This is a genomic window from Micromonospora sp. NPDC049004 (assembly GCF_040649315.1).
In the GTDB taxonomy this organism is placed as follows: domain Bacteria; phylum Actinomycetota; class Actinomycetes; order Mycobacteriales; family Micromonosporaceae; genus Micromonospora.
Genome location: NZ_JBEZFG010000012.1, coordinates 96,549 through 120,249 on the forward strand (window position 1 = coordinate 96,549; position 23,701 = coordinate 120,249).

Consider the following 23,701-nt stretch of genomic DNA (forward strand, 5'->3'; position numbering starts at 1 on the left):
TCGCCGTCGCCCGCCCGCTCGCGTCGCCCGCCGTCGCCGCTGCCACGGCCGGCAAGATTCGCGCAACATCAGGGAAAGTGTCGCCTCACGGCGTCCGGAGGCAGCAGTTTCCCTGATGTTGTGGCCTCCGACGGGGCCTCCGTCCGCAAGATCGTGCTCGATCCAGGATGTAGGGGCATCCGCCTGGTCTGACACCACTACATCCAGGATCGAGCACGATCTTGGGGTGAGCTGCCAGCGGCGCGCGGCATGCGGCATGCGGCATGCGGCGTGAAGGCGCGTGGGCGAGCGCGGTGTGGGCCTGCGGCGGGCTTGGAGCGCGCGCGGATGTGCGGCCAGCGGGTCGCTGGGCACGATGGGCGGGGTGGGGGCAGGTCAGGTCGTGAGGTCGGCCGTTGGCAGGGACGGGCCGTCGCCGGCCAGCCGGAACGAGTCGGTGCCGACCGGTTCCACCAGCCCGTCCTGTACGAGGCCGGCCAACGCCCGGGCGCGCTGCACGTCGTCGGTCCAGACCTGGTCGAGGCGCTGGTGCGGGACCGGCCCGGTGGTCTCCCGGAGCACCCCGAGCAGCAGTCCGCGTACCTGCCGGTCGGTGCCCGCGTACCGCTGGGGGCGGCGGGTCGGGCCGGTCGCCGGCGCCTGCCCGGAGGCCCGCCACGCGCAGACCGACTCGATCGGGCAGGCCGTGCACCGTGGTGACCGGGCCGTGCAGAGCACCGCTCCCAGCTCCATGAACGCGGCGCTGGCCAGTGCCGCGGCGGCGGGCTCCGCGGGCAGCAACTCCTCGGTGGCGACCAGGTCGGCGGGTCGGGTGACCGGCCCGGCGTCCGGTTCACCGGCAACGGCGCGACAGACCACCCGTCGTACGTTTGTGTCGACCACCGGATGTCGCTGCCCGTACGCGAACGCGGCCACCGCACGCGCCGTGTAGGTGCCCACGCCGGGCAGCGCCAGCAACTGCTCCAACCGGTCCGGCACCTGACCGCCGTGCCGGTCCACGATCGCTATCGCGCACTCCCGCAGTCGGACGGCCCGGCGGGGATAGCCGAGGCGCCCCCACATGCGGATCGCCTCGGCCGGGGTGTCGGCCGCCAGCGCGGCCGGGTCGGGCCAGCGGGCCAGCCAGGCGTGCCAGGCCGGCACGACCCGGACGACCGGGGTCTGCTGGAGCATGACCTCGCTGACCAGGATGGCCCACGGGCTGACCCCGGGTTCCCGCCACGGCAGGTCACGGGCGTGCTGCTGGAACCACCGGCTGACCACTGTGGCGAAATCGGGTTGAGTCATGGCGCCGTCGATGATGTCACGCGGTCCGGTCCCGCTGGATGGGCGGCTCGGGCGGGGTGTCGCGGTGGCGGTGGGCGGATCGGGCAGAATGCGCGGATGAACGAGCTCGCGATCACCGTCATCGGTCGGGACCGGCCGGGCATCGTGGCCGACGTCGCCGAGGTGCTGGCCCAACTGGGCGCGAACCTCACCGACAGCACGATGACCCGCCTGCGGGGGCATTTCGCGATGACCCTCATCTGCACCGGGCCGGACGCCGCAGGTGTGGAGGCGGCGCTGGCGCCGCTGGCCGCCGAGGGGCAGCTGTTGGCGACAGTCCGCGCGGTGACGCCCGACGGTGAGGTGGCCCCGGCCGGCGAGCCGTACGTGCTTGCGGTGCACGGGTCGGACCGGATGGGCATCGTCGCGGCGATGACCCGGGTGCTGGTGGACGCCGGTGGCAACGTGACCGACCTGAGCACCCGCCTGGCGGGTTCGCTCTACGTGGTGTTGGCCGAGGTCGAGTTGCCGGCGGGGGTGGCCGAGGCGGTGACGGGACGGCTGCACCGGACGGCCGCCGAGTTGGGGGTCGAGGTCACCCTCCGGCCGGCAGACCCGGATCTGCTGTGAGCGAGGGGCGGAGCGGGCCGGACGCCGGCCGGGACGTCGAGGCGTACGCCGGTCTGGGGAACTGGACGCCGGAGTCGCTGGCGGTGGCGGGCGAGGTGCGGGCCGTGGTCTCGGCCCCGCATCCGGTGTTGAGCCGGGCCGGGGACGATGTCGATCCGACGGCCGAGGAGACGGTCCGGCTGGCCGCCGACCTGGTCGCCACGATGCGGGTGTCGCCGGGCTGCGTGGGGTTGGCGGCGCCGCAGGTCGGTGTGCCTGCGCGGGTCTTCGCCGTCGACGTGACGGGGCATCCGAAGGCGGTCACCGTGCACGGCACCTTCGTGCTCTGCAACGCCCGGGTGGTCGAGGCGACCCGTTGGAAGCCGGGCCGGGAGGGGTGCATGTCGGTGCCGGACCTGACCGGGGATGTGAAGCGGGCCAGTCGGCTGGTGGTGGAGGGTGACCTGCCGGGCACCGGCGCGGCGGTCCGGTTGGTGACGGACGGCTTCGAGGCGCGGGCGTTGCAGCACGAGATCGACCATTGCGCGGGGCTGCTCTTCCTGGATCGGGTGGCCGGCGCGCACGCCGTCTACCAGCGCAAGGTGTACCTCTGAGCGGGCCGCGGACTGTCGGCGCTTCCGTCCTTTGTGGAGATTGGCCACGGTGGCCCGGTGACGCTCCGGCGCGTCGTGACGGGCTGGTGGGTGCCGCGCGGCTACGGTGGGGGGCATCATGCGTCTGACGGTCGGCCCCCTGCCACCCGCCGTGTACTGGCGGCGTCGCGCCGTCGTACTCGGAGCGGGGCTTCTTTTCCTGATTGTCCTGCTCTACTCCTGCACCGGGTCGAGCCGCTCCGGCGACAAACCGAATGCGGGGGCGGGCTCGACGTCGACTCCGACGTCCACGGCGAGTCCCGGGCCGGGCGGTCCGCTGTTGAGCCCGCAGACCGGGGCGCCGTCGGCGTCCGCGCCCGCCGAGTCGAATGCTCCGGACGGGTCGGCCGGTCCGAACACCACGGACCCGAGCCCCGAGACCACCAGCAACGACCCGCCGCCGGGCGCGGCCGGGTCGGTCGACGACGGCACCTGCACCGACGCGGAGATCAGCGTGACCTCGGTGGCGCGGCCCACGTCGGTCCAGCGCGGTGCGGTGGTCGACCTGCAACTGAAGATCAAGAACACTTCGCAGCGGACGTGCAGCCGCAACGTCGGCGCCGACCTTCAGGAGATCTTCATCAAGGCCGGCGCCGAGAAGGTGTGGTCCTCGGACACCTGCGGCAAGGTCCAGGGCTCGGATGTGCAGTCCTTCACGCCCGGGTTCGAGCGCTCCTACCAGGTGGGCTGGAACGGGCGGGACACCACCCGCTGCGACGGCGCCGGGCTGGCCGCCGGCCCCTTCCCGCCGGCCGGGACGTACCAGGTGTTCGCGCGGGTCGGCACCAAGTACAGCGCACCCGTGAAGATCACCATCACCGGCTGAGCCGGATCAGACGTACCGCTCCAGGATGGATGCCTCGGCGAGCCGGGACAGGCCCTCCCGGACGCCCCGGGCACGGGCGTCGCCCACGCCCTCGACAGCCTGCAGGTCTTCCACGGTCGCGCCCAGCAGCCGCTGAAGGCTGCCGAAATGCAGCACCAGGCGGTCGACCACGGCCACCGGCAGACGCGGCACCTTGGCCAGCAGCCGGAAGCCGCGCGGGCTGACGGCGGCGTCCAGCGCGTCCGATGCGGCCGGGTAGCCGATGGCCTTGGCGACCGACACCAGGTCGATCAGCTCGGTGGCGCCGAGCAGATCCAGCTCGACCAGCGCCTCGTCCAGCGTGCGGGACTTGCGGCCGACCGGGAGGTAGTCCCGGATGACCAGCGTGCGGTCGGCGTCGACCCCGGCCATCAGCTCGTCGAGCTGAAGGGCGAGCAGTCGCCCGTCGGTGCCCAACTCGACGACGTAACCGGCGATCTCGTCGGCGATCCGGCGGACCATCTCCAGACGCTGCACCACTGCCACCGCATCCCGCACGGTGACCAGGTCTTCGATCTCGAGCGCGGAGAGCGTGCCGGAGACCTCGTCCAGGCGCAGCTTGTACCGCTCGAGGGTGGCCAGCGCCTGGTTGGCCCGGGACAGGATCGCCGCCGAGTCGTCCAGCACGTGCCGCTGACCGTTGACGTAGAGGCTGATGATCCGCATCGACTGGCTGACCGAGATCACCGGGTAGCCGGTCTGCCGGGCGACCCGCTCCGCGGTGCGGTGCCGGGTGCCCGACTCCTCCGTCGGGATGGACGGGTCGGGCATCAGGTGCACGGCCGCCCGGACGATGCGGGTGCCGTCGCTGGAGAGCACCACGGCCCCGTCCATCTTGCACAGCTCCCGCACCCGGGTCGCGGAGAACTCGACGTCCAGCGGGAAGCCGCCGGTGCAGAGACCCTCGACGACCTTGTCGTAGCCGAGCACGATGAGCGCGCCGGTGCGCCCCCGCAGGATGCGCTCCAACCCGTCCCGCAGCGCGGTGCCGGGTGCCATCAGGGCGAGGTTCGCCCGCAGCGGATCGCCGGCGCTCCCGGCAGCGGCGGTCACACTCACGCTGATCGGGCGGGCTGGCGAGCCCACGGCGCCGGTGCGGGCCTGGGGCGGCGCACCGGCAGGCTTGGTGGTATCGCGGTCGATCGGCACGGGCACAGTCTACGGACTGCCGTGCGGTGGGTGCTGTCGTGGTTACTGTGATGTGTCACGATGCCGCCCTTCGAACCGTTTCCACTTGCGCCGATGCTGTCCGGTATCGCCGCTCGCGTCGACACGCTCGGTCACTCAGCGGACGCGCGGGCCGCATGGTGCAGCGCGGAGCGGACATCAGTGACCTCCGTCACCCGCATCCCGTCGGGCCCGGCGCCCGTGCTGGCCGGCCCACAGCCGGCCGGCACCAGCGCCACCTTGAACCCCAGGCGGGCCGCCTCGGCGAGCCGGCGCGGCACCGCTCCCACCCGGCGCACCTCGCCGGTCAACCCCACCTCGCCGATCGCCACGAGGTGCGGCGCGATCGCCAGGTTGAGCCCGCCGGAGGCGACCGCCAGCGCGACCGCGAGGTCGGCCGCCGGCTCCACCACCCGGATGCCGCCCACGGTGGCCGCGAAGACCTCACGGTCGTGCAGGGTCAACCGCTCGGTACGCCGTTGCAGCACCGCGAGCACCATGGCCAGGCGCGCGGAGTCGAGGCCGGAGACCGTACGACGGGGTGAACCGGCAACAGTCGCGCCGATCAGGGCCTGCACCTCGGTGACGAGGGCCCGCCGCCCCTCCATGGCCACTGTCACGCAGGTGCCGGGCACGGGTTCGGAGTAGCGGGTGAGGAACAGCCCGGACGGATCGGCCAGGCTGCTGATGCCGCCCTCGTGCATCTCGAAGCAGCCGACCTCGTCGGCCGCGCCGAACCGGTTCTTGACGCCCCGCACCAGCCGCAGCGAGGAGTGCTTGTCGCCCTCGAAGTGCAGCACCACGTCGACCAGGTGCTCCAGCACCCGGGGCCCGGCCACCTGGCCGTCCTTGGTGACGTGGCCGACCAGCACGGTGGCGATGCCCCGTTCCTTGGCGACCGAGACCAGGGCGGCGGTGACCGCGCGCACCTGGGTGACGCCACCGGGCACGCCCTCGGTGCCGGTCGTCGAGATGGTCTGCACCGAGTCGAGCACCAGCAGGCCGGGCTTGACCGCGTCGAGGTGCCCGAGCACCGAGGCCAGGTCGCTCTCGGCTGCCAGGTAGAGCTGGTCGTGCAGGGTGCCCATCCGCTCGGCACGCAGCCGGACCTGGCTTACCGACTCTTCGCCGCTGACCACCAGGGAAGGGCTGCCGGCGCCCACCGCCCACTGCTGTGCCACGTCGAGCAGAAGGGTCGACTTGCCCACGCCGGGCTCGCCGGCGAGCAGCACCACGGCACCGGGGACCAGCCCACCGCCGAGCACCCGGTCGAGCTCACTCACGCCGGTGGGCCGGGCGCGGGCCGGAGCGGCGCTGATGGTGGCGATCGGCCGGGCCGGCTCGGCCGGCAGCCGGGAGCTCACCACCCGACCGGAGACGGTCGGGCCGGTCACCGTGGACTCGACCACCGAGCCCCACTCGCCGCACTCCGGGCAGCGACCCACCCACTTGGGCGGCTGGTGCCCGCAGGCGTCGCACTCGTACGCCGGACGCGGGTCGCGGGTGGCGGACCGGCCGCGGGCGGCACCGGCCGTGCCGCCACGGCCAGAGGTCGTTCGGGAGGTGGTCACCACAGGGACGCTAGCCCTCTCGTACGACGAAAACACCCCGGCGTGGTGGTTCCCACGCCGGGGTGTTCGTCGATGTCGGGGTCGGGGTCAGCCGTGGGTGGTGCCGCCCTCGTCGCCCTCGTAGCCGCCCTCACGCTCGATGATCGGCGAGGCGGGCGCGGCCGGGGTGAGCGGGACGGCGATCGGCGCCTGGCCGGTGACCGTGTTGCCGTTGCCGAAGTCGAAGGTCACGACGACGTTCTGGCCGGAGCGCAGCGCCTCGGTCAGGCCGACCAGCCGCAGCTGGGTGGTGGCTTCCGAGTTGAGCTGGAGGTAGCTCAGCGGGGCCAGCTCGATCCGGGCGGGCTGACCCGGCGCGTCGGCGCTCGCCGAACCCGATGCCCGCGCCGACTCCGGGGCCGACGGCGTCGCCGACGACGAACCGGTCTCGGACGGGGTCGCCGACGGGCTGGCCGAGCGGGACTCGGGCGCCGACGGGGTGGCCGAGCCGGACGCGGAGGCCGACGGAGTGGCGGACGCCGACTCGGAGGCCGACGGCGTCGGGCTCGCCGAACCACCCGAGATCAACACCTCGCGCGCGCTCTGGGTGGTGACGGTGACCGTCACGGTGCTCTTCGAATCGTTGTAGATCACGGCGTTGAGCGGGGCGTCCTGACCGGCCCGGTAACCCTCGGTGCCCGGGTAGGTGACCAGCAGACCACGCACCGAGTAGGCGCCGTTGGGGGTCGTGAGGTTGACGCCCTGGACCGACGGCTCCTTCAAAGCCGTCTCGGCGATCTGGCCGGCGCCGCATCCGGACGCGAGCAGGCTGGTAGCCGCCGCCATCCCGGACAGCAGCAGGGCCGCCCGCCGGGATCCCCTGATCGAGCGCGTCACGTCGGTCCTCCTCGTTACGATCCCCACCCGGCCGCACGCCGGGCACGGTGGCCATACCCGCGCAGACCGCGCTCCAGGGTAGTTGGAGCTGATCGAGGCCCGCACGGGGACCCGGCAATGCCACCTTTCCGGGTGCCCGTCACACCACCCGACCGCTCGCCACCAGCAGAACGACGTCGATGAGGGCCACCAGCATGACCGCCCGGAAGGCGGACACCGGCCGCCGGCCCGCCCGGGCCGCCGAGCGTCCGGCGTACCAGCTCAGTGGCGGCACGACGGCGGCCGTGCCGACCGCCGCCAGCCCGAGGGCCGACGGCGGCCCGGGCGGCCCGAGGACCAGGATGGCGGTCGCGGCGAGCAGCAGGCCCGCGGCGGCCGCCCGGCTGCCCGCCGCGCCGAGGCGGTGCGGCAGACCGCGTACCCCCGTCCGGGCGTCGTCGGCCAGGTCCGGCAGCACGTTGGCGAAGTGCGCGCCGGCCCCCAGGCAGGCCGCCGCCGCCAGCAGCCAGGCCGGCGGGGTCGGCTCGCCGGGCAGCGCCAGCACCACGAAGCCGGGCAACGCGCCGAAGGACACGGCGTACGGCACCACCGAGAAGACGGTGGCCTTGAGCGGCCAGTCGTAGAGCAGCGCGGAGACGAGGGCGACAGTCAGCCAGAGCGCCGCCGGAGGGTTCGTGGTCAGCGCCAGCAGCGGGCAGGCCAGCGCGGCCGCCGCCGCGGCCCAGGCCGTGACGCGCCGGCCCACCGCGCCGGCGGCGACCGGTTTGTCGGTACGCCCCACAGTGGCGTCCCGCTCGGCGTCCAACGCGTCGTTGGTCCAGCCGACGGCGAGCTGGCTGGCGAGTACGGCGAGCACCACCGAGACGATTCCCGACGGCCGGTGCCCCACTCCCCAGGCCAGCAGACCGGACACCGTGGTCACTGCGACGGCCGGTTCCGGATGGCTCGCTCTGACCAGCCCTAACACCCTCGACGACATAAGGGAAGTCTGGTCGTTACCGAGCAGTCGTGCCACGCTCGGTGCCATGCGAGACGTGGCTGCGGCCGCGGCGTCCACCGGTCCCCGGGTGCTGCCGCGCAACGACCCGCGCCAGTACGACGACCTGGCCGGCGAGTGGTGGCGGCCCGATGGCGCGTTCGCGATGCTGCACTGGCTGGCCGAGGCCCGCGCGGCGCTCGTGCCGCCGGCGACCCGCCCGGGCGCGGTCCTTGTCGATCTGGGTTGCGGCGCCGGGCTGCTCGCGCCGCACCTCGCCGGCAAGGGATACCGGCACGTCGGTGTCGACCTGACCCGCTCGGCGCTGGTCCAGGCCGCCGGGCACGGGGTGCGCGTGGTCCAGGGTGATGTCACCGCGGTGCCGCTGCCGGACGGGTGCGCCGACGTGGTCTCGGCCGGTGAGCTGCTGGAACATGTTCCGGACTGGCCGCGCGCGGTGGCCGAGGCGTGCCGGCTGCTGCGCCCGGGCGGCCTGCTGGTGCTGGACACGCTCAACGACACGACGCTGGCCCGGCTGGTCGCGGTACGGATCGCCGAGCGGCTGCCGACCGTGCCGCGTGGCATCCACGATCCACGGTTGTTCGTGGACGCTCGCGCGCTGGTGGCCGAGTGCGCCCGGCACGGTGTCGAGCTGCGTCTGCGCGGCATCCGTCCGCAGGTCGGCGGCCTGGTCGGCTGGCTGGTGCGCCGGGCGCGCGCGGCGCGGACGCCGGGCGCGACGTCGACGGGCCGGGTCCCGCGCATCGTGCCGACGCGGTCCACCGCCGTGCTGTACCAGGGCCAGGGGGTCCGCAGAGGATAGTCGGCTTCGTGGCGGGGTATGGGACGCCGAGGAGGAAGCGATATGACGGTGCACGCGCTTGAGGCGGCCCGCCGGTTGGCGCCGCGGTTCGCCGCGCGGGCGGCGGAGCACGACCGGGACGGCTCCTTTCCGGTCGACGACTTCCGCGACCTGCGGGACGCCGGCCTGTTCGGGCTGATGTTGCCCCGCGCGCTGGGTGGCCTGGGCGCCAGCTTCGCCGAGTACGCCGCGGTCGCCACCGAACTTGCCCGGGGCAACGGCGCGACCGCGCTGGTGTTCAACATGCACGCCTCGGTGACGGGCGCGCTGGGCGCGGTCACCGAGGAATTGGCCGAGGCCCTGGGTGTGCCGGACGAGGCGCTTGCCGCCCGGGACCGACTGCTCACCGCCGCCGCGGAGGGCTCCTGGTACGCCGTGGCGATGAGCGAGCGCGGCGCCGGTGCGCGACTCTCGGCGTTGAGCACGGTCTACGAGGCGACCGACGAGGGGTGGCACCTCAAGGGCAGCAAGACGTTCTGCTCCGGTGCCGGGCACGCCGACGGTTACCTGGTGGCCGCGCGCAGCTCCGCCGACCAGTCGGTGGTGTCGCAGTTCCTGGTGCCGGCCGGTGACGGTCTGAGCGTCGAGCCGACCTGGGACGCCCTCGGCATGCGCGCCACGTCGTCGCACGACCTGCACCTGGACGTCACCGTGCCGGCCGACCGGCTGCTCGGCGGGGTGGAAGGGCTGGCGCTGGTGGTCGCCCAACTGATGCCGCACTGGCTGGTGGCCAGTTACGCGGCCGTCTACGTGGGGGTGGCCCGGGCGGCGATCGACGCGGCGGCCGAGCATCTCAACGCCCGCAACCTGGCCGGCCTGCCGGCGGTGCGGGCGCGGCTGGGCCGGGCGGACGCGGCGACCGCGGCGGCCCAACTGGTGGTGGCCGAGGCGGCCCGCCGGGTGGACGACGCCCCGGGAGACGCGGAGACCAACCGCTGGGTGTGGCGGGCGAAGCTGCTGGCCGGCACCACTGCCGCCGAGGTGGCGGCGTCGATGCTGGAGGCGGCGGGGACGTCGGCGACCCGGCGTGGTCACCCGTTGGAGCGGCTCTACCGGGACGCCCGCTGCGGCTCGCTGCACCCGGCCACCTCGGACGTCTGCGCCGACTGGCTGGGCATCGCCGCTCTGGGCGGGGACCCGGATCGCGACGCATCGGTACCGCGTTGGTGAGCCCGCGCGGCGTTACACGTACGGGGGAGGGGCCGGCCGAGGTGGCCGGTGGGACGGCCAGGGGGAGGACAGCGTCTGACGAGAGGTGGGGATCGTGTCCGTACCAGTGATCGCGGGGCTCGGGACAGCACAGCCGCCGTCCGCTTCGCAGGACGAGTTGTGGGAGGGCTTCTTCTCCCGGCACTTCACCGGCACCACCCGGTCGTTGGCCCAGCGGATCTTCGCGAACTCGGGGGTGACCCGACGGCAGGCCGCGGTCAACCCGCTGCTCGAGGACGTCTCGGACTGGCCGACCGAGCGCCGGATGCGTCGGTACCAGGTGGAGGCGCTGCCGCTCGGCAAGGAGGCGGTGGGGCGTGCGCTGACGGCCGCCGGTCTGGACGCCAGCGACATCGGGCTGTTCATCGTCTGCTCCTGCACCGGGTACGCCACCCCGGGGCTGGACATCCTGCTCGCCCGCGACCTGGGCATGGCAGCGGACACGCAGCGGATGTTCGTCGGCCACATGGGCTGCTACGCGGCGCTTCCGGGGTTGGGCGCGGCGAGTGACTTCGTGACCGCCCGGGGCCGGCCGGCGCTGCTGCTCTGCGCGGAGCTGACCAGCCTGCACATCCAGCCGTCCACCGCCCGGGTGGACACCCAGCAGATCGTGTCGCACGCGCTCTTCTCGGACGCGGCGGTCGCCGCCGTGCTGGTGCCCGGCGGTCGGGGGTACGCGTTGCGCGAGGTCACGTCGGTCACCGACACCTCGACCGCCGACCACATGACCTGGGACGTCACCGACGCGGGGTTCCGGATGGGGCTGTCGCCGAAGGTGCCCCAGGTCCTCTCCCGGCACGTCCGGGGGCTGGTGGATGACCTGTTGGCCCGGCACGGCGGCGTCAGTTCCGACGTGGACGGCTGGGCGGTGCATCCGGGTGGGCCCCGCATCCTCAACGTGGTGGAGCGGGAACTGGCCCTGCCGCCGGAGGCGTTGGCCGCGTCCCGGGCGACGCTCGACGAGCACGGCAACTGCTCGTCGCCGACAGTCCTGCTGATCCTGGACCGGCTGGGCCGTTCGACTCCGGCGCCCCGGCGGGTCCTCATGCTGGCGTTCGGTCCGGGCCTCACCCTGTACGCCGCCCTGCTCGATCGACAGGACTGAGCGCCGGCGACCCGACCGGTACGCTCACCACATGGATGCGGCGGAGGACCGGCTGCGGTCGGCGGTGCTGGCCGGGGTGACCCTGGCCGCGCTGGTGGTCGGCGGCTGGTGGTGGCATGCCGCCGCGCCCGCACCGATGGCCGGGCCGGTGGGCGTACCGAGCGCCGAGCCGAGCGTCAGCACCGAGTTGGAGCGTGTCCTGGCCCGTGGTGTGCCCGAGGGACGGGTGACGGTGCGGGTGGATCCCGAAACGGGCGAGGCCGTCCGGGTGGAGCGCGGGTCCTCGCTTGTCGACCCGGCGACGGGCGCTGTCGTCGACCTCGGCGACGATCAGGGCGTGCTCTCTCCCGGGAGTGACCTGCCCTCGTTCCGCGCCACGGTCTGGCGGGAGCAGCGGGAGCTCACCCCCGGCCAGGAGGTGACGCGTCAGTCGTCCGACGACGGCTCGCGCTATCTGCTGCAGTACCGGTGCACCCGACCGGGCACGCTGGCGGTGACGAGCACGGGGGCCGGGATCGCCGGCCCGCCGCGCATCGACTGCGACGGCACGCTGGCCTCCGCTGAGGTGCTGCCCGGCGGGGGGCCGTTCGGGGTGACCCTGTCGACCGCCGGTGACGAGCCCATCGACGTCCAGGCGCAGCTCGTCGCGCTGCCCCCCGCCTAGGACGACCGCTCAGCGGGCCAGGGAGATCAGGTCGTCCTGGTACGCGTCGACAGACCCCGGGTCCGGCAGCACCCGGGTCACCACGCCGGTGCGGTCGACCAGCAGCGCGTTCGCGGCGCCGGGCCCGAGGAACGAGCGCAGCCCACCAGCGGGATCCGCCAGCGCCCGGACGCCCCTGGCCGGCGGTGCGGTCGCGACAGCCCGTCCCTCGGTAACGGTGACGACTGTGACACCGGCGGGCGCCGCCGCCACGGCCTCGGTGACGACGTCCGGGCAGCCGCAGTCGTCCACGAGGATGATCATGGCGGGCAGCAGGCCACGCAGCGGCACCGGCGCCTGCCCGGCGTCGACCAGGTCCAGCGCGGGCAGCGGCTGGCCGGTGAGCGTCACGGGCGGCGTCGAGGGCGTCGGGGTGGGTCGGTCGGTGCCCCGGCCGACGCGGGGCCAGGTCACGGCGACCAGGCCGGCCACGGTGGTGAGCATCGCCACCAGCAGGACCAGCAGCGGCAGGGTGAGGGCGCGGTGCCCGGTGTGGCGGCCGGCCGCGCGGCGCAGCTCGCGGCGCACCGCGGCCGCCTCGCTCGCCAGGGCCGAAGCGTCGTCGGGGACGACGACGCGGCCCCACTCGGGTGGCAGGTCGGGCAGGCCGTAGGGAGGCCCGTGGCCCTCTGCGTCCGGCTTGCCCATCGGACCCCCTCCGAAGCGTCTCGAGAGCGGAGTGCGGCTCGGACTCCAGCGTCCCGCACCGGGGGCACCTCCCGCTACACCTGGGCGCGTTTCCGCCGGGCGGGATACCATGGGAGGAGCGCATTGCCCTTGATCTCGACGTTCTGTTCACCCGTACCGGGAAGTCATCCGTGCGTTACGGAGCGTGTTCGAACCATCGGTTTGACCGCCTGTCAAGCTGAAGAAAGACCTCTCACAGGGCCCCTGAGCTGCGCCAACGGTCAGGACATCGGTGAGACATCGTTGCCTGAGCGTGTTACCCTAGACACAGCGAAAGGGGTTTCGAACCTATGGTTTTCAGTGTCGGCGAGACCGTTGTTTACCCCCACCACGGGGCCGCACTCATCGAGGCAATCGAGACTCGGGTCATCAAGGGCGAGCCCAAGCAGTATCTCGTCCTGAGGGTCGCGCAGGGTGACCTGACGGTCCGGGTGCCGGCCGAGAACGCCGAGATCGTGGGCGTCCGTGAGGTGGTCGGCGAAGAGGGCCTCGGTAAGGTCTTCGACGTTCTCCGGGCTCCGCACACCGAGGAGCCGACCAACTGGTCGCGGCGTTACAAGGCCAACCTGGAAAAGCTGGCCTCCGGCAACCCGCTGAAGGTCGCCGAGGTCGTGCGTGACCTGTGGCGCCGGGAGCGGGAGCGGGGCCTCTCCGCAGGCGAGAAGCGGATGCTGGCCAAGGCCCGCGACATTCTCGTCGGCGAGGTCGCGCTGGCTGAGAAGAGCACCAAGGACGAGGCGGAGACGCTGCTCGACAAGGTCCTCACCGAGGCCTAGTCCGCACAGCATCGTCGTACCCACTTCGTAGCGAAGAAACCACCGAGGACCGCGACGTGACCGCGCAGCTCAATCCGCGCGGTGACGTCGCGGTCCTCGTGCCTGCGGCGGGTGCCGGCGTACGGCTCGGTCCCGGCCGACCCAAGGCGCTGCGCCTGCTCGCTGGCGAGCCGCTGCTGGTGCACGCCGTACGCCGGCTCGCCGCCGCGGCGTCGGTGCACACGATAGTGGTGGCCGCGCCCGCCGCTGAGGTGGTGGGCGTCCGTGAACTGCTGGCGCCGGTGGCTCCGGTGATCGTGGTGCCGGGTGGCGCCGAGCGGCAGGCCTCGGTCGCCGCCGCGCTGGCGGCGGTGCCGGCCGGCCCGACGATCATCCTGGTGCACGATGCCGCCCGAGCGTTGACCCCGCCCGAGTTGGTCGAATCGGTCGCCGCCGCCGTCCGGGGTGGCCGGGCCGCGGTGATTCCCGTCCTGCCGGTCGTCGACACGATCAAGGAGGTCGGCGCGGACGAGGTGGTGCTGGGCACCGTCGACCGGGCCGCCCTGCGGGCGGTGCAGACCCCGCAGGGCTTCCGCCGGCCGGTCCTGACCGCCGCGCACGCCGCGGCCGGCGACCCGCTCACCGACGACGCCGGCCTGGTCGAGAAGCAGGGCATCGCCGTGAGCTGCGTGCCCGGCTCGGAGTACGCCCTGAAGATCACCCGTCCGTTCGACCTGGCGTTGGCGGAGCACCTGCTCGCCGCCGCCGGCTGACGCGTAACCTCTGATCATGATCGTTCCTCGGGTGGCCATCGGCACCGATGTGCACGCGTTCGAGCCGGGTCGGCCCTGCTGGGTGGCCGGCCTGCTCTGGCCCGACCAGGACGGTCTCGCCGGGCACTCGGACGCCGACGTCGCCGCCCACGCCGCCTGCAACGCGCTGCTCTCCGCCGCCGGCCTCGGTGATCTCGGCGCCGCCTTCGGCGTGGACCAGCCGGAGTGGGCCGGGGCGTCCGGCGTGGCGCTGCTGGCCGAGACGGCCCGCCGGGTGCGGGCCGCCGGCTTGGAGATCGGCAACGTCTCCGTGCAGATCGTCGGCAACCGTCCCAAGATCGGCCGCCGTCGGGACGAGGCCCAGCAGGTGCTCTCCGACGCTGTCGGCGCCCCGGTCACCGTCTCCGCCGCGACCACCGACGGGCTCGGTTTCGCCGGCCGTGAGGAAGGTCTGGCGGGCATCGCGGTGGCCCTGGTGTACGACGCGCCGGCCGCCTAGGCTCGCCGCGATGTCCACCGAACCCGCCCCCGACCGGTTCGCCGGCGACGGCTATCTCGAACGCGCCCAGCTCCTCGCCGAGCTGGGACGCCACGACGAGGCGGCTGGCGAGCTGACCGAAGGGCTCGCGCTGAAGCCCGCGGATTCGCAGGCCCTCACCATGCTGGCCCGGGTGCATCTCGTCGCCGACCGGCCGGCCGACGCGCTCGCCGCCGCCGACGCGGCAGTGGCCGCCGCACCGCAGGCCCTGCCGGCGCTCGTCGTCCGGGCCATGGCGCTTGTCGACCTGGGGCGCTACGCCGACGCGGCGGCCACCGCCGACCGGCTGCTGGCGCTCGGGCCGACCGACGCGTACGCCCAGCGCAGCGCGGCGGCGATCCTGGCCGACTCGCGCAACGGGCAGCCGGCGCTGAACGCGGCCTGGCGGGGGGTTGAGCTGGCCCCGCAGGAGGCGCAGGCGCACCTGGTGCTCAGCCTGGTCGCGGCCCGGCTGGAGCTGTTCGACCTGGCCGAGCGGGCCTACCGGGAGGCGCTCCGGCTCGATCCGCGCCTCAGCGAGGTCGAGCACGGCGTCGGTGTCCTGCACCTGGAGCAGCGTCGCTGGTCCGAGGCGTTGGCGCACGTGGCGGAAGCGGTGACGATGGGCCCGAGCCGGGTCGACTCCCCGCGGACCCTCGCGTACGGCCTGCGCCGCCTGGTGCTCTACGGTGCGGGCTGGTCACTGGTCGCCGCGGTGGTGGTGGCGTTCGCGGCCTCGACGAGCGACGGGTTCTCCCGTGTGCTGGCGGTGCTCGCGGCCCTCACGGGCGGCGTCGTGGTCTGGCAGCTCGCGGCGCGGCTGCCGGGGCTCACCCGGACCGTCCTGCCCGCCATGCTGCATTCGGACCGCACGATGGCCCTGGCGATCTACGCGGTGGCCGCCGCGCCGGTGCTGCTGCTCGTGTACGCGGTGGTCGGCTCGCCGTGGCCGCTGGTGCTGGCGATCGTCGCCACCGCGATAGCCGAGTTCGCCGTCTTCACCAGAACAACCTTCCGCTGACCAGGCACCCCACCTTCGGCAACACCACAACAGCTCAACAAGCGTCGTTCAGCTCGCCCAGGTCAGGGTTTTCGCCGGAGCCCGCCCGCGTCGGGATCAAGCCTGACCGCCCAGAGCGGGCGGGCTCCGGCGAAAACCCAAAGGGCGACTAAACAGAACGTGCCCACGTCCAGGCGTACCCCTCGTCCTCGCAGGCGCGCGCCGCGTCGCACAGGTCGAGGGGCCGGAAGGTGTCCACCATGACTGCCAGCTCGTCGAAGTGGTCCGCGCCGATGGAGCGTTCGGCGGCGCCCGGCTGAGGGCCGTGGGTGAAGCCGGACGGGTGCAGCGAGATGGAGCCCTGCTCGATGCCGGAGCCGCGTCGGGCCTCGTAGTTCCCGCCGGTGTAGAAGAGCATCTCGTCCGAGTCGACGTTGTGGTGGTTGTACGGCACCGGGATCGACTGCGGGTGGTAATCGACCTTGCGGGGCACGAACGAGCAGATGACGAAGTTGGGGCCCTGGAAGGTCTGGTGCACGGGCGGGGGCTGGTGGATGCGGCCGGTGATCGGCTCGAAGTCGTGGATGGAGAACGCCCACGGGTAGAGGTGCCCGTCCCAGCCGACCACGTCGAACGGGTGGTTGGCGTACACGTAGCGGGTCCAGCCACGACGGTGGCGGACCAGCACCTCGACCTCCTCGCCGTCGACGAGCAGCGGGGCGTCCGGGCCGCGGACGTCGCGCTCGCAGTACGGCGAGTGCTCCAGGAACTGGCCGCGGACGGAGAGGTAGCGCTTGGGTGGACCGATGTGCCCGGCCGCCTCGACGGTGAGCAGCCGGACGGGCTGGTCGCCGGTGGGCACCAGCCGGTGGATGGTCGAGGTGGGGATGACGACGTAGTCGCCGGCGACCGCGTCCAGCGCGCCGAACGGCGACTCGACCCGCAGGGTGCCCGCCTCGACGTAGAGGCAGTGGTCACCGGTGGCGTCGCGGAACAGCGGGGAGGGCCGGTCGGCGAGGACGTACCCGATGCGGACGTCGTCGTTGGCGAGCAGGTACTGCCGGCCGAGGATCGGGTCGGCGCCGCCCGCGTCGAGCTTGTGGGTGCGCAGGTGGCGCGGCTTGAGCGGCAGGTTCGGCGCACGGGTGAACGTCGGCGGGGTGAACTCGTCGGCGGCCAGGATCGCCGTGGGGGCGTGCCGGTGGTAGAGCAGGGACGAGTCGGAGGAGAAGCCCTCCTGGCCCATCAGCTCCTCGGCGTAGAGGCTGCCGTCGGGCTGGCGGAACTGGGTGTGGCGCTTGCGCGGCACCTCGCCGACGCTGCGGTAGTACGGCATCTCGCCTCCCGATATATCCCGTTCACCGGCCAGAGGCGTCCGATAATCGGACGCTGTTGTCCGTTCCTTGTAGCGTCCCGTACATTCTTGTTCCGTGTCAACGCAGGTGCCCGCGCTCCTTCACGGCCTGGTGGACGACGCCGCCGTCTTCCCTCCGGGCAGCGCCGCGCTGCCCGACGCCCTGGCCGCCCACCGCCGGCACCGCGCCGCCTGGTACGCCGACCTGGTGGGCCCGCTGCTCATCCCCGCCTCGACAGTCGCGGCCGGTGAGCTGAGCGGTCTCGTCGACCCGGCCGAGGGTCTGGTGATCGGGCTGATCGGTGACACCGGTATCGGTCGTCTACCCTTCGCGCTCTCGTTCCTGGCACCCGACGGCGTTACCGCACGCCAGGTCGAGGTGGCCGTCGCCAAGCGGGGCGAGAACCCGCTGCCCGGCATCGCCGAGCTGCTGCGGCTGACCGAGGAACTGCCGGACGTCGACGCCGTCTACGCCGAGCTGCCGCTGACCTTCGGGCTGATGGGCGCCCTCGACGCGGTCGCCGCCGCCCGCGCCGACGGCGTGCCGATCGCCGCCAAGTTCCGCACCGGCGGCCTGGCCGCCGAACTGTTCCCCACGCCGGCCGAGCTGGCCGCCGTGATCTGCGCCTGCCGGGACCGGAACCTGCCGTTCAAGCTGACCGCCGGGCTGCACCAGGCCGTGCGACACCTCGACCCGGAGACCGGGTTCACCCACCACGGGTACGCCAACGTGCTGGCCGCGACGCTCGCCGCGGCCGACGGGGCGGGCGTGCGGGTGGTCGCCGAGCTGCTGACCGCGCTCGACCCGCGCCCGCTGCTCGAACGCGCCAACGAACGGCTGGACGCGCCGCGCCCACTCTGGGTCGGCTTCGGCTCGTGCAGCATCCTGGAACCACTTACCGATCTGATCCGGCTGGGGCTGGTGAACGGGGGGCACGACGCATGACCTGGGTGACCGGCGTTGACGGTTCGCCGTACGGGGTGACGAACCTGCCGTACGGGGTGTTCTCCGCAGGCGGGGACGAGCCGCGGATCGGCGTACGGATCGGGTCGTGGGTGTTCGACCTGGCCGGTGCCGAGACCGCCGAGCTGGTGGTGGCCGCTGGCGCGCTGTGCCGGCCCACCCTCAACGACTTCATGGCGTTGGGGCGTCCGCAGTGGACGGCGGTGCGTCAGCGGATCGTCGAGCTGCTGACCGACCCGGCGCACCGGTCGGCTGTGGAACCGCTGCTGGTGCCCCTGGCCGACGTGGAGCTGCTGCTTCCGTTCGAGGTGGCCGACTACGTCGACTTCTACTCCTCCGAGCACCACGCCTCGAACGTCGGGCAGATCTTCCGCCCCGGTCAGCCGCCGCTGCTGCCCAACTGGAAGCACCTGCCGATCGGCTACCACGGCCGCGCGGGCACCGTCGTCGTCTCCGGCACGCCCGTGGTCCGGCCCACCGGCCAGCGGGCGTCCGCCGAGGGTCCGGTCACCGGCCCGTCGGTACGCCTCGACATCGAGGCCGAGGTCGGTTTCGTGGTCGGTGTGCCCAGCCCGCTGGGGGCCCGGGTGTCCGTCGACGACTTCGCCGACCACGTCTTCGGAGTGGTGCTGGTCAACGACTGGTCGGCCCGCGACATCCAGGCTTGGGAGTACCAGCCGCTCGGCCCGTTCCTCGGCAAGTCCTTCGCCACCTCGGTTTCGGCCTGGGTGACGCCGTTGGACGCGCTGGCCGAGGCCTTCGTGCCGGCTCCGGAGCAGGACCCGCCGGTCGTCGACTACCTGCGCGACGTGCCGCACCTGGGGCTCGACCTGCGCCTGGCGGTCGAGTGGAACGGCGAACGGGTCAGCGAACCGCCGTTCGCCACCATGTACTGGACCCCGGCGCAACAGTTGGCGCACCTCACCGTCAACGGCGCGTCCCTGCGGACCGGCGACCTGTACGCCTCGGGCACCGTCTCCGGCCCGGACCGTTCCCAGGTCGGCTCCTTCCTGGAACTGACGTGGGGCGGGGCCGAGCCCGCGAAGGTCGGCACCGAGAGCCGTACCTTCCTGGCCGACGGCGACACGGTCACCATCACCGCCACCGCGCCCGGCCCGGACGGCACCACAATCGCCCTCGGCGAGGTCACCGGAACGGTCCGCCCGGCCCGCTGAGTCGGCCCGTCCCGCGGGCCTGCGCCCGGCCCGCCTGCCACCTGACGCGACGTCGGCTTCCCTTGCTCTGCTTCAACGGACGCAACACCTGGGGCCGCTCGCTGTTGCGTCCGTTGAAGCAGAGCAAAGGGTCCGCCGGTTCACCTCGGCCCGCGTCGGAGCCGCCTGAGCGCCTGCCCGTCGGGCCGTCCCATCGATGAGACTCGTGATCGCACCGCCTGTGCGATCACCAAGCCTGGTTACCCCGTTGGTCACGCGGACCACGTCGCCGTGCCACCCGTACCGCCGGAGCGCGCCCGGCCGCGGGTGGTGGGGCATCCCGACGCACACGGAGGTAACGACGATGCACGATCTCACCGGAGCGCTCTGGCGCACCAGCAGCCGTTCCAACGACCAGGGGCTCTGCGTGGAGGTTGCGGACAACCTGGTCGACGTCCTCGGTCTGGTCGCTCTGCGCGACTCGAAGGACCAGGCCGGACCCACGCTGGCCGTCAGCCCGCCGGGGTGGACAGCGTTCATCGGCGCGATCAGGGGTGGTCGCTTCGACCGCTGACCGGCACGCCGGGCATTCGTGCACGATCGGTGCCAGGCGACAGCCGGAACGGACAACGGGGCCTCCGGACGGTGAAAATTCCGTCCGGGGGCCTCGTCCGGCCCGCACCGCGCGTACCGTCGACGACACGGGAGGGTGGCATGTCGACGGTGGCGGTTACCGGGTTCATCGAGGCGCACGCTGTCGATGTCTGGCGTCTGCTGACCGACCTGCCCGGCCGGGCCACCCGCCTCAGCGCGGCCGGCCCGGTCGAGGTGCTGACCCCGGGCCCGTTCGGACCGGGCACCGCCTGGCGCGAGGCGCGCGCCCAGCCGGGCGGCGGCACCCTCACCGAGGAGTTTCTGGTGGTGGAGGCGCTCGCGCCGCAGCGTCTGGTGCTCTGTTCCTCAGGTGCCGGCGCGGACTACCGGATCACCTGGAGCCTGCGGCCGGTCCGACGTCGCCGCCGCGCCCGCACGGCGGTCACCGTCACCCAGGAGGCCGTGCCCACCGATCCGTACGGCCGGGTGGTGGCGCTGCTGCTCGGTGGCCTCGCCGCCCGGGCGGTCGAGGTGGCGCTCCGGCGCGACCTCGCCGACCTGGCCGTCGCGGCCGGCACTCTCGGCTCGGTCGAGGCCGCCTGACCCGTTCGCCCGCGCACCGCGCCCCGGACAACCTGGCCGGGGTCCGGTCGGTTGCGCTGGGTAGGGTGCCGGGCGGAGGTGCGGCATGGGGTTCCCGAGGGGCCGACGACGGCTCGTGCTGGCGGCGGTGGTGCTGCTCGCCGTGGCAGCCGTCGCGGTCATCGTCCACCGGGTGCTCGCGCCGGCCGAGGTGAGCACGCCGGCGCACGGCGCGTATCCGGCCGCGCCCCGGCCGGCCGCAGGTGTGGTCGGTCGGCTGCCGGTCGCCCCGTTGATCGTGGACGGCAGGCTGCGGGTGTACGCCGCACACCGCCAGGTCTACGCCGACCGCCCGGTCGACGGGCGGCACCGGACAACGCCGTACTGGTCGTACCGGCGCTGGCCGGCGGAGCTGACCGGGGTGGTGGCGAGCGGCAGCACAGTGATCAGTCGCTGGTCCGACGGCCGGCTCGTCGCGCTCGACGCGTCGACCGGGCGGGTGCGGTGGCGGGCCGACGGTCCGGTGCCCGCCAAGAACCCGGAGGTGATCCGGCGGACCGGGGCCGCGACGGTCTGGGACGCGCGCGGGCTCCTCCTCACCGACCTGGCGGACGGCCGGACGGTGCTGACGGTCACCGGTGACACGCAGGCCCGCGGGGTGGAGGTGGCCGGCGGTCGGGAACTGTGGCGAGCCGATCTGCCCGGCGCCTGCCGCAGCGACCTCGGCACCACGGCGACCGGGCAGGTGATCGGCCTGGACGCCTGCGCCGGGCCGGCCACTGTCGAGTTCCGGGATGCCGCGACGGGTGTGGTGGGCGAGCGTTGGCGACCGCCGGGCGGCCCGGATCGGCTGGTGGTCACTCCACTCGGTTGTCGTACCGGCCGGTCGGGTTGTCTGGGCCTGCGGACCGCAGGCCCCGGGGACGCCGGTGGCCGGGGCTGGCTGCTGGGCGGTGGCGGGCCGCTGGCCGCGCCCGCGCTGGACCCGGCCGGGGCCACGCTGGCCGGTGACCAGGCCATCGCCGTCGTCGACGGGGTGGCGGTGGGGCGGTCGGCGCGGACGGGCGCCGAGCTGTGGCGTTTCGCCGGCCTGGGACCGGCGCGGGTGCTCGCGGTGCAGCCCGGCCGGGCGCATCTGCTGACCGAGGCCAACGAGCTGGTGACACTCGACCCGGTGACCGGGGCGCTGCTCTCCCGTTACACGCTCAACGTGGGCTCGGACGGCACGGGCTGGGCGCCCGGGGCGGTCTGGGCCGAGGACGGCTACGTCGCGGTGGAACGGCTGCGCGAGCCGGTCGACCCGAACGGCGACGACCAGCGCTACTACCTGACCTCCGAGGCGGTGATCCTGGCCGCCACCTGATCGGGGCACCGGGTCATGAAACTTTCACCCACTCTGACCAGAAAAGGTACTTTTCTCACGGTTCAGGTTTCCGGTGAGAGGGGTCGGCGCATGGCCAGCAGGGCAGCCAGATGGTGGGTCGGCGGCGTGCTTGCCGCGACCGCGGGCCTCGTGATCACGGTGCCGCCGGCGCTCGTGTCGGATGGGACGTCGGCCAGCGCGTTCGCCGCCGTGCGGGTCGCGCCGTCGGACGACACGGGTGTCACCTTCGAGGTGGTGCCGGCTACGCCGACCGCCACCCCGACCACGCCGACCCCGACCCCGACCCCGACCCCGACCCGGCACCCGCACCCTCCGACGCCCAGCCACGGTGGAGAGTTGCCGGTCACCGGCTCGGGTGGGTCGGTCCTGCTCCTCGCCGCGCTGGGCCTGACCCTGCTGGCCGTCGGTTGGCTTGCCGCACGCCGCCGCCGACCCAGCTGACGTTCCCCGGCGGATGTCAGCGTCCCGCCGGGACCCGCTCGTGGGGCGCGGCGGCGGGGGAGCGACGGGACCGGCGGGACCGACGCAGGAGCAGCGCGAGACCGGTGGCCAGCAGCAGTGCCGCGACTGTCGCCCCCAGCGTCCAGGGGGACAGCATGCGGGAGACGACGCTGCCCTTGCGGCCAACCTGACCCGGGTCGGGGAACCGGATCTGTGCGGTCAGATTCCGCTTCACCAGACCGCTCTCCAGGTGCACCTCGGCTTTCCAGGGGCCGTTCGGCAACTCGGCGGGAAACCGGGCGACGACCTGTCCGGTGCCACCCGGGGGCAGGGTGACGCCCTCCCCGACCGGGAACGGGCCGGCCCGGCTGCCGGCCGGTCCGTCGCTCAGGGTTATCGCGCCGGTCAGGTCGACGGCACGGCCGCCGGTGTTGGTGACCTGGACGGTCAGCGACGGCACGCCCTCGGGGCCACGGGCCGGCCGCAGGTCGCCGATCGCGAAGTCGGAGGCCGGTTCGCCACCGGGACCGACGTCGAGATACATCCGGACGCCGACCCGGTGGATCTGCTTGACCTCGCCGCTCGCCCGGGGTGTCGAGGTGGTGGACGCCCAGAGCACCCCGTACCGCTCGCCCCGGGAGGCGGGCGGTGGCACGGTGATGGTGGCCCGCACCCGGGCCTCGCCCCACGGTTCCAGCTCCACGGCGCTGCGGTCGATGGTGGTCCAGGACGTTAGCTCGTTTGCCGCGCGGCCCTCACCGAAGGTGAACGCCGAACCCTCCAGGGTCGCCGCTGCCGGGTACACGTCGACGTGGCGCGGCTCGCCGGTCCGGTTGACGATCAGCAGTTGCCGCTTGATCGTGGTGCCCGGCGGTAGGTGGTCGACGATGTAGCGCAGCGCCCGCGGGTCGTCGCGGCGGTCGGTCGGGGCCTCCAGCAACCGGATCCCGATGCTGCCCTCGTCTGATCCCGCAGCCGGCTCGGCCGCACCGGCCCGGGTCGATAGACCCGGACCGGCGAGGCAGAACAGGGCGAGCGCGACCGCGATGGTCGACCGCCCCCGGCGGTCACGCCACCGAATGTGTCACCGTGCCGGTGTAGACGCCCGCGATGCTGTCCAGCGGGACGTTGACCACCAGGGTGGGGTTCCAGGAGGCGGTGTTGCCGCCCGTGCCGCCGGAGTGGGTGAACGCGGTGAGCGGAGTGACGCTGTCCAGCGGCGCCGCGTCGCCGGCGGTGGCCTGTCCGGGCGTGAAGGTGCCGTCACCAGTGGTGGCGGTCGCCGGGCCGGACCAGTAGTCGATCTCGGACGGCAGGACCGTCTCGGGAGGAGAACCACCGCCGGTCTGGAAGACAGTCGCCGTCACCGAGGCGACCCAGGACGCGTCGGCGGCGCCTCGGGAATCGGTAACGGTCACCGTGCCGAGCGGGCCGGTGATGGTGCCGCCGGGTGCGCCGGTGCCCAGGTCGGCGGTGGCCGGCGCGTCGATGTCGAGGGTGCCGACGAGGACCTCGAAGGTGACCGTCGTGGTGTCGGTGGGCGCCGCGACGGCGGGTGCGGCGAGGAAGCCGACCATCGCGGCGGCGGCCGCTCCGGCGAGACAGATCTTGGCAGTACGCACTGTTCGTTACCC

26 protein-coding genes are annotated in these 23,701 nt (G+C 73.5%); 17 read left to right on the top strand and 9 right to left on the bottom strand.

Going from position 1 to position 23,701, the window contains the following annotated elements; genetic code table 11:
* Nucleotides 1-375 precede the first annotated feature (375 nt).
* Nucleotides 376-1,287, bottom strand: a complete 912-nt coding sequence (locus AB0B97_RS29355) for an A/G-specific adenine glycosylase (protein WP_357498215.1) — start codon at nucleotides 1,285-1,287, stop codon at nucleotides 376-378.
* A gap of 96 nt (nucleotides 1,288-1,383) precedes the next feature.
* Between AB0B97_RS29355 and AB0B97_RS29360 the strand changes: the two genes are divergently transcribed.
* From AB0B97_RS29360 to AB0B97_RS29370, 3 genes are all read left to right on the top strand, one after another.
* Nucleotides 1,384-1,896 carry an ACT domain-containing protein gene (locus AB0B97_RS29360; RefSeq protein WP_234587514.1) on the top strand — a complete coding sequence of 171 codons (513 nt, stop codon included), beginning with the start codon at nucleotides 1,384-1,386 and terminating at the stop codon, nucleotides 1,894-1,896.
* Entirely contained in the window at nucleotides 1,893-2,489 is a 597-nt protein-coding gene (locus AB0B97_RS29365) for a peptide deformylase (protein WP_357498217.1), read from the top strand. Before AB0B97_RS29360 ends, AB0B97_RS29365 begins: the two co-directional genes overlap by 4 nt.
* Nucleotides 2,490-2,607: 118 nt before the next feature.
* Nucleotides 2,608-3,354: a hypothetical protein gene (locus tag AB0B97_RS29370; RefSeq protein ID WP_234587519.1), complete on the top strand. Its 747-nt coding sequence runs from the start codon at nucleotides 2,608-2,610 to the stop codon at nucleotides 3,352-3,354.
* 6 nt (nucleotides 3,355-3,360) lie between these two features.
* Here AB0B97_RS29370 and disA read toward each other — a convergent pair whose 3' ends face one another.
* The 4 genes from disA to AB0B97_RS29390 form a co-directional block, all read right to left on the bottom strand.
* Nucleotides 3,361-4,542: a DNA integrity scanning diadenylate cyclase DisA gene (disA, locus tag AB0B97_RS29375; RefSeq protein ID WP_007466050.1), complete on the bottom strand. Its 1,182-nt coding sequence runs from the start codon at nucleotides 4,540-4,542 to the stop codon at nucleotides 3,361-3,363.
* Between the two features lie 131 nt (nucleotides 4,543-4,673).
* The gene (radA, locus tag AB0B97_RS29380; RefSeq protein WP_357498219.1) at nucleotides 4,674-6,131 is read right to left on the bottom strand and encodes a DNA repair protein RadA; all 1,458 of its coding nucleotides are present in this window, start codon (nucleotides 6,129-6,131) and stop codon (nucleotides 4,674-4,676) included.
* An 87-nt stretch (nucleotides 6,132-6,218) separates the two neighbouring features.
* Nucleotides 6,219-7,007 carry a hypothetical protein gene (locus tag AB0B97_RS29385; RefSeq protein WP_357498221.1) on the bottom strand — a complete coding sequence of 263 codons (789 nt, stop codon included), beginning with the start codon at nucleotides 7,005-7,007 and terminating at the stop codon, nucleotides 6,219-6,221.
* Between the two features lie 139 nt (nucleotides 7,008-7,146).
* Nucleotides 7,147-7,986, bottom strand: a complete 840-nt coding sequence (locus AB0B97_RS29390; RefSeq protein ID WP_357498266.1) for a UbiA family prenyltransferase — start codon at nucleotides 7,984-7,986, stop codon at nucleotides 7,147-7,149.
* 46 nt (nucleotides 7,987-8,032) lie between these two features.
* Between AB0B97_RS29390 and AB0B97_RS29395 the strand changes: the two genes are divergently transcribed.
* From AB0B97_RS29395 to AB0B97_RS29410, 4 genes are all read left to right on the top strand, one after another.
* Nucleotides 8,033-8,806: a methyltransferase domain-containing protein gene (locus AB0B97_RS29395; protein ID WP_357498223.1), complete on the top strand. Its 774-nt coding sequence runs from the start codon at nucleotides 8,033-8,035 to the stop codon at nucleotides 8,804-8,806.
* Nucleotides 8,807-8,848: 42 nt separating this feature from the next.
* A complete protein-coding gene (locus AB0B97_RS29400; protein ID WP_357498225.1) occupies nucleotides 8,849-10,015 on the top strand; it encodes an acyl-CoA dehydrogenase family protein in 1,167 nt (388 codons plus the stop codon).
* Between the two features lie 85 nt (nucleotides 10,016-10,100).
* Nucleotides 10,101-11,159: a type III polyketide synthase gene (locus tag AB0B97_RS29405; RefSeq protein WP_234583401.1), complete on the top strand. Its 1,059-nt coding sequence runs from the start codon at nucleotides 10,101-10,103 to the stop codon at nucleotides 11,157-11,159.
* A 31-nt stretch (nucleotides 11,160-11,190) separates the two neighbouring features.
* Nucleotides 11,191-11,823: a hypothetical protein gene (locus tag AB0B97_RS29410; RefSeq protein WP_357498228.1), complete on the top strand. Its 633-nt coding sequence runs from the start codon at nucleotides 11,191-11,193 to the stop codon at nucleotides 11,821-11,823.
* A gap of 9 nt (nucleotides 11,824-11,832) precedes the next feature.
* On the opposite strand, the gene AB0B97_RS29415 is transcribed toward AB0B97_RS29410, so the two are convergent.
* Complete coding sequence (locus AB0B97_RS29415) at nucleotides 11,833-12,510, bottom strand: hypothetical protein (RefSeq protein WP_357498230.1); 678 nt, start codon at nucleotides 12,508-12,510, stop codon at nucleotides 11,833-11,835.
* A 329-nt stretch (nucleotides 12,511-12,839) separates the two neighbouring features.
* Between AB0B97_RS29415 and AB0B97_RS29420 the strand changes: the two genes are divergently transcribed.
* The 4 genes from AB0B97_RS29420 to AB0B97_RS29435 are packed head-to-tail and all read left to right on the top strand — an operon-like array spanning nucleotide 12,840 to nucleotide 15,615.
* Entirely contained in the window at nucleotides 12,840-13,325 is a 486-nt protein-coding gene (locus AB0B97_RS29420) for a CarD family transcriptional regulator (protein WP_007073334.1), read from the top strand.
* Between the two features lie 56 nt (nucleotides 13,326-13,381).
* The gene (ispD, locus tag AB0B97_RS29425) at nucleotides 13,382-14,077 is read left to right on the top strand and encodes a 2-C-methyl-D-erythritol 4-phosphate cytidylyltransferase (protein WP_357498232.1); all 696 of its coding nucleotides are present in this window, start codon (nucleotides 13,382-13,384) and stop codon (nucleotides 14,075-14,077) included.
* Between the two features lie 13 nt (nucleotides 14,078-14,090).
* The gene (gene ispF, locus AB0B97_RS29430) at nucleotides 14,091-14,576 is read left to right on the top strand and encodes a 2-C-methyl-D-erythritol 2,4-cyclodiphosphate synthase (protein WP_234583409.1); all 486 of its coding nucleotides are present in this window, start codon (nucleotides 14,091-14,093) and stop codon (nucleotides 14,574-14,576) included.
* Between the two features lie 10 nt (nucleotides 14,577-14,586).
* Nucleotides 14,587-15,615 carry a tetratricopeptide repeat protein gene (locus tag AB0B97_RS29435; protein ID WP_357498234.1) on the top strand — a complete coding sequence of 343 codons (1,029 nt, stop codon included), beginning with the start codon at nucleotides 14,587-14,589 and terminating at the stop codon, nucleotides 15,613-15,615.
* 148 nt (nucleotides 15,616-15,763) lie between these two features.
* Here AB0B97_RS29435 and AB0B97_RS29440 read toward each other — a convergent pair whose 3' ends face one another.
* Nucleotides 15,764-16,930, bottom strand: coding sequence for a homogentisate 1,2-dioxygenase domain-containing protein (locus AB0B97_RS29440; RefSeq protein ID WP_357498236.1), 1,167 nt, complete (start codon nucleotides 16,928-16,930; stop codon nucleotides 15,764-15,766).
* A 94-nt stretch (nucleotides 16,931-17,024) separates the two neighbouring features.
* Here AB0B97_RS29440 and AB0B97_RS29445 point away from each other — a divergent pair, with 94 nt between their 5' ends.
* The 6 genes from AB0B97_RS29445 (at nucleotide 17,025) to AB0B97_RS29470 (ending at nucleotide 22,067) form a co-directional block, all read left to right on the top strand.
* On the top strand, nucleotides 17,025-17,894 hold the full coding sequence (locus tag AB0B97_RS29445; RefSeq protein ID WP_357498238.1) for a hypothetical protein: 870 nt from the start codon (nucleotides 17,025-17,027) through the stop codon (nucleotides 17,892-17,894).
* Nucleotides 17,891-19,087 carry a fumarylacetoacetase gene (gene fahA, locus AB0B97_RS29450; RefSeq protein ID WP_357498240.1) on the top strand — a complete coding sequence of 399 codons (1,197 nt, stop codon included), beginning with the start codon at nucleotides 17,891-17,893 and terminating at the stop codon, nucleotides 19,085-19,087. The genes AB0B97_RS29445 and fahA overlap by 4 nt, the downstream gene beginning before the upstream one ends.
* A 343-nt stretch (nucleotides 19,088-19,430) precedes the next feature.
* Nucleotides 19,431-19,640 carry a DUF397 domain-containing protein gene (locus tag AB0B97_RS29455; protein ID WP_007466013.1) on the top strand — a complete coding sequence of 70 codons (210 nt, stop codon included), beginning with the start codon at nucleotides 19,431-19,433 and terminating at the stop codon, nucleotides 19,638-19,640.
* Between the two features lie 140 nt (nucleotides 19,641-19,780).
* Nucleotides 19,781-20,263, top strand: coding sequence for an SRPBCC family protein (locus AB0B97_RS29460; protein WP_234583393.1), 483 nt, complete (start codon nucleotides 19,781-19,783; stop codon nucleotides 20,261-20,263).
* Between the two features lie 85 nt (nucleotides 20,264-20,348).
* Nucleotides 20,349-21,605 (top strand): PQQ-binding-like beta-propeller repeat protein, encoded by a 1,257-nt coding sequence (locus AB0B97_RS29465; protein ID WP_357498243.1) that lies wholly within the window; start codon nucleotides 20,349-20,351, stop codon nucleotides 21,603-21,605.
* 90 nt (nucleotides 21,606-21,695) lie between these two features.
* Nucleotides 21,696-22,067: an LPXTG cell wall anchor domain-containing protein gene (locus AB0B97_RS29470; protein WP_357498245.1), complete on the top strand. Its 372-nt coding sequence runs from the start codon at nucleotides 21,696-21,698 to the stop codon at nucleotides 22,065-22,067.
* A 16-nt stretch (nucleotides 22,068-22,083) separates the two neighbouring features.
* Here AB0B97_RS29470 and AB0B97_RS29475 read toward each other — a convergent pair whose 3' ends face one another.
* On the bottom strand, nucleotides 22,084-23,007 hold the full coding sequence (locus AB0B97_RS29475) for a hypothetical protein (RefSeq protein ID WP_357498247.1): 924 nt from the start codon (nucleotides 23,005-23,007) through the stop codon (nucleotides 22,084-22,086).
* 127 nt (nucleotides 23,008-23,134) lie between these two features.
* Entirely contained in the window at nucleotides 23,135-23,689 is a 555-nt protein-coding gene (locus AB0B97_RS29480) for a hypothetical protein (protein ID WP_234583389.1), read from the bottom strand.
* Nucleotides 23,690-23,701 lie beyond the last annotated feature (12 nt).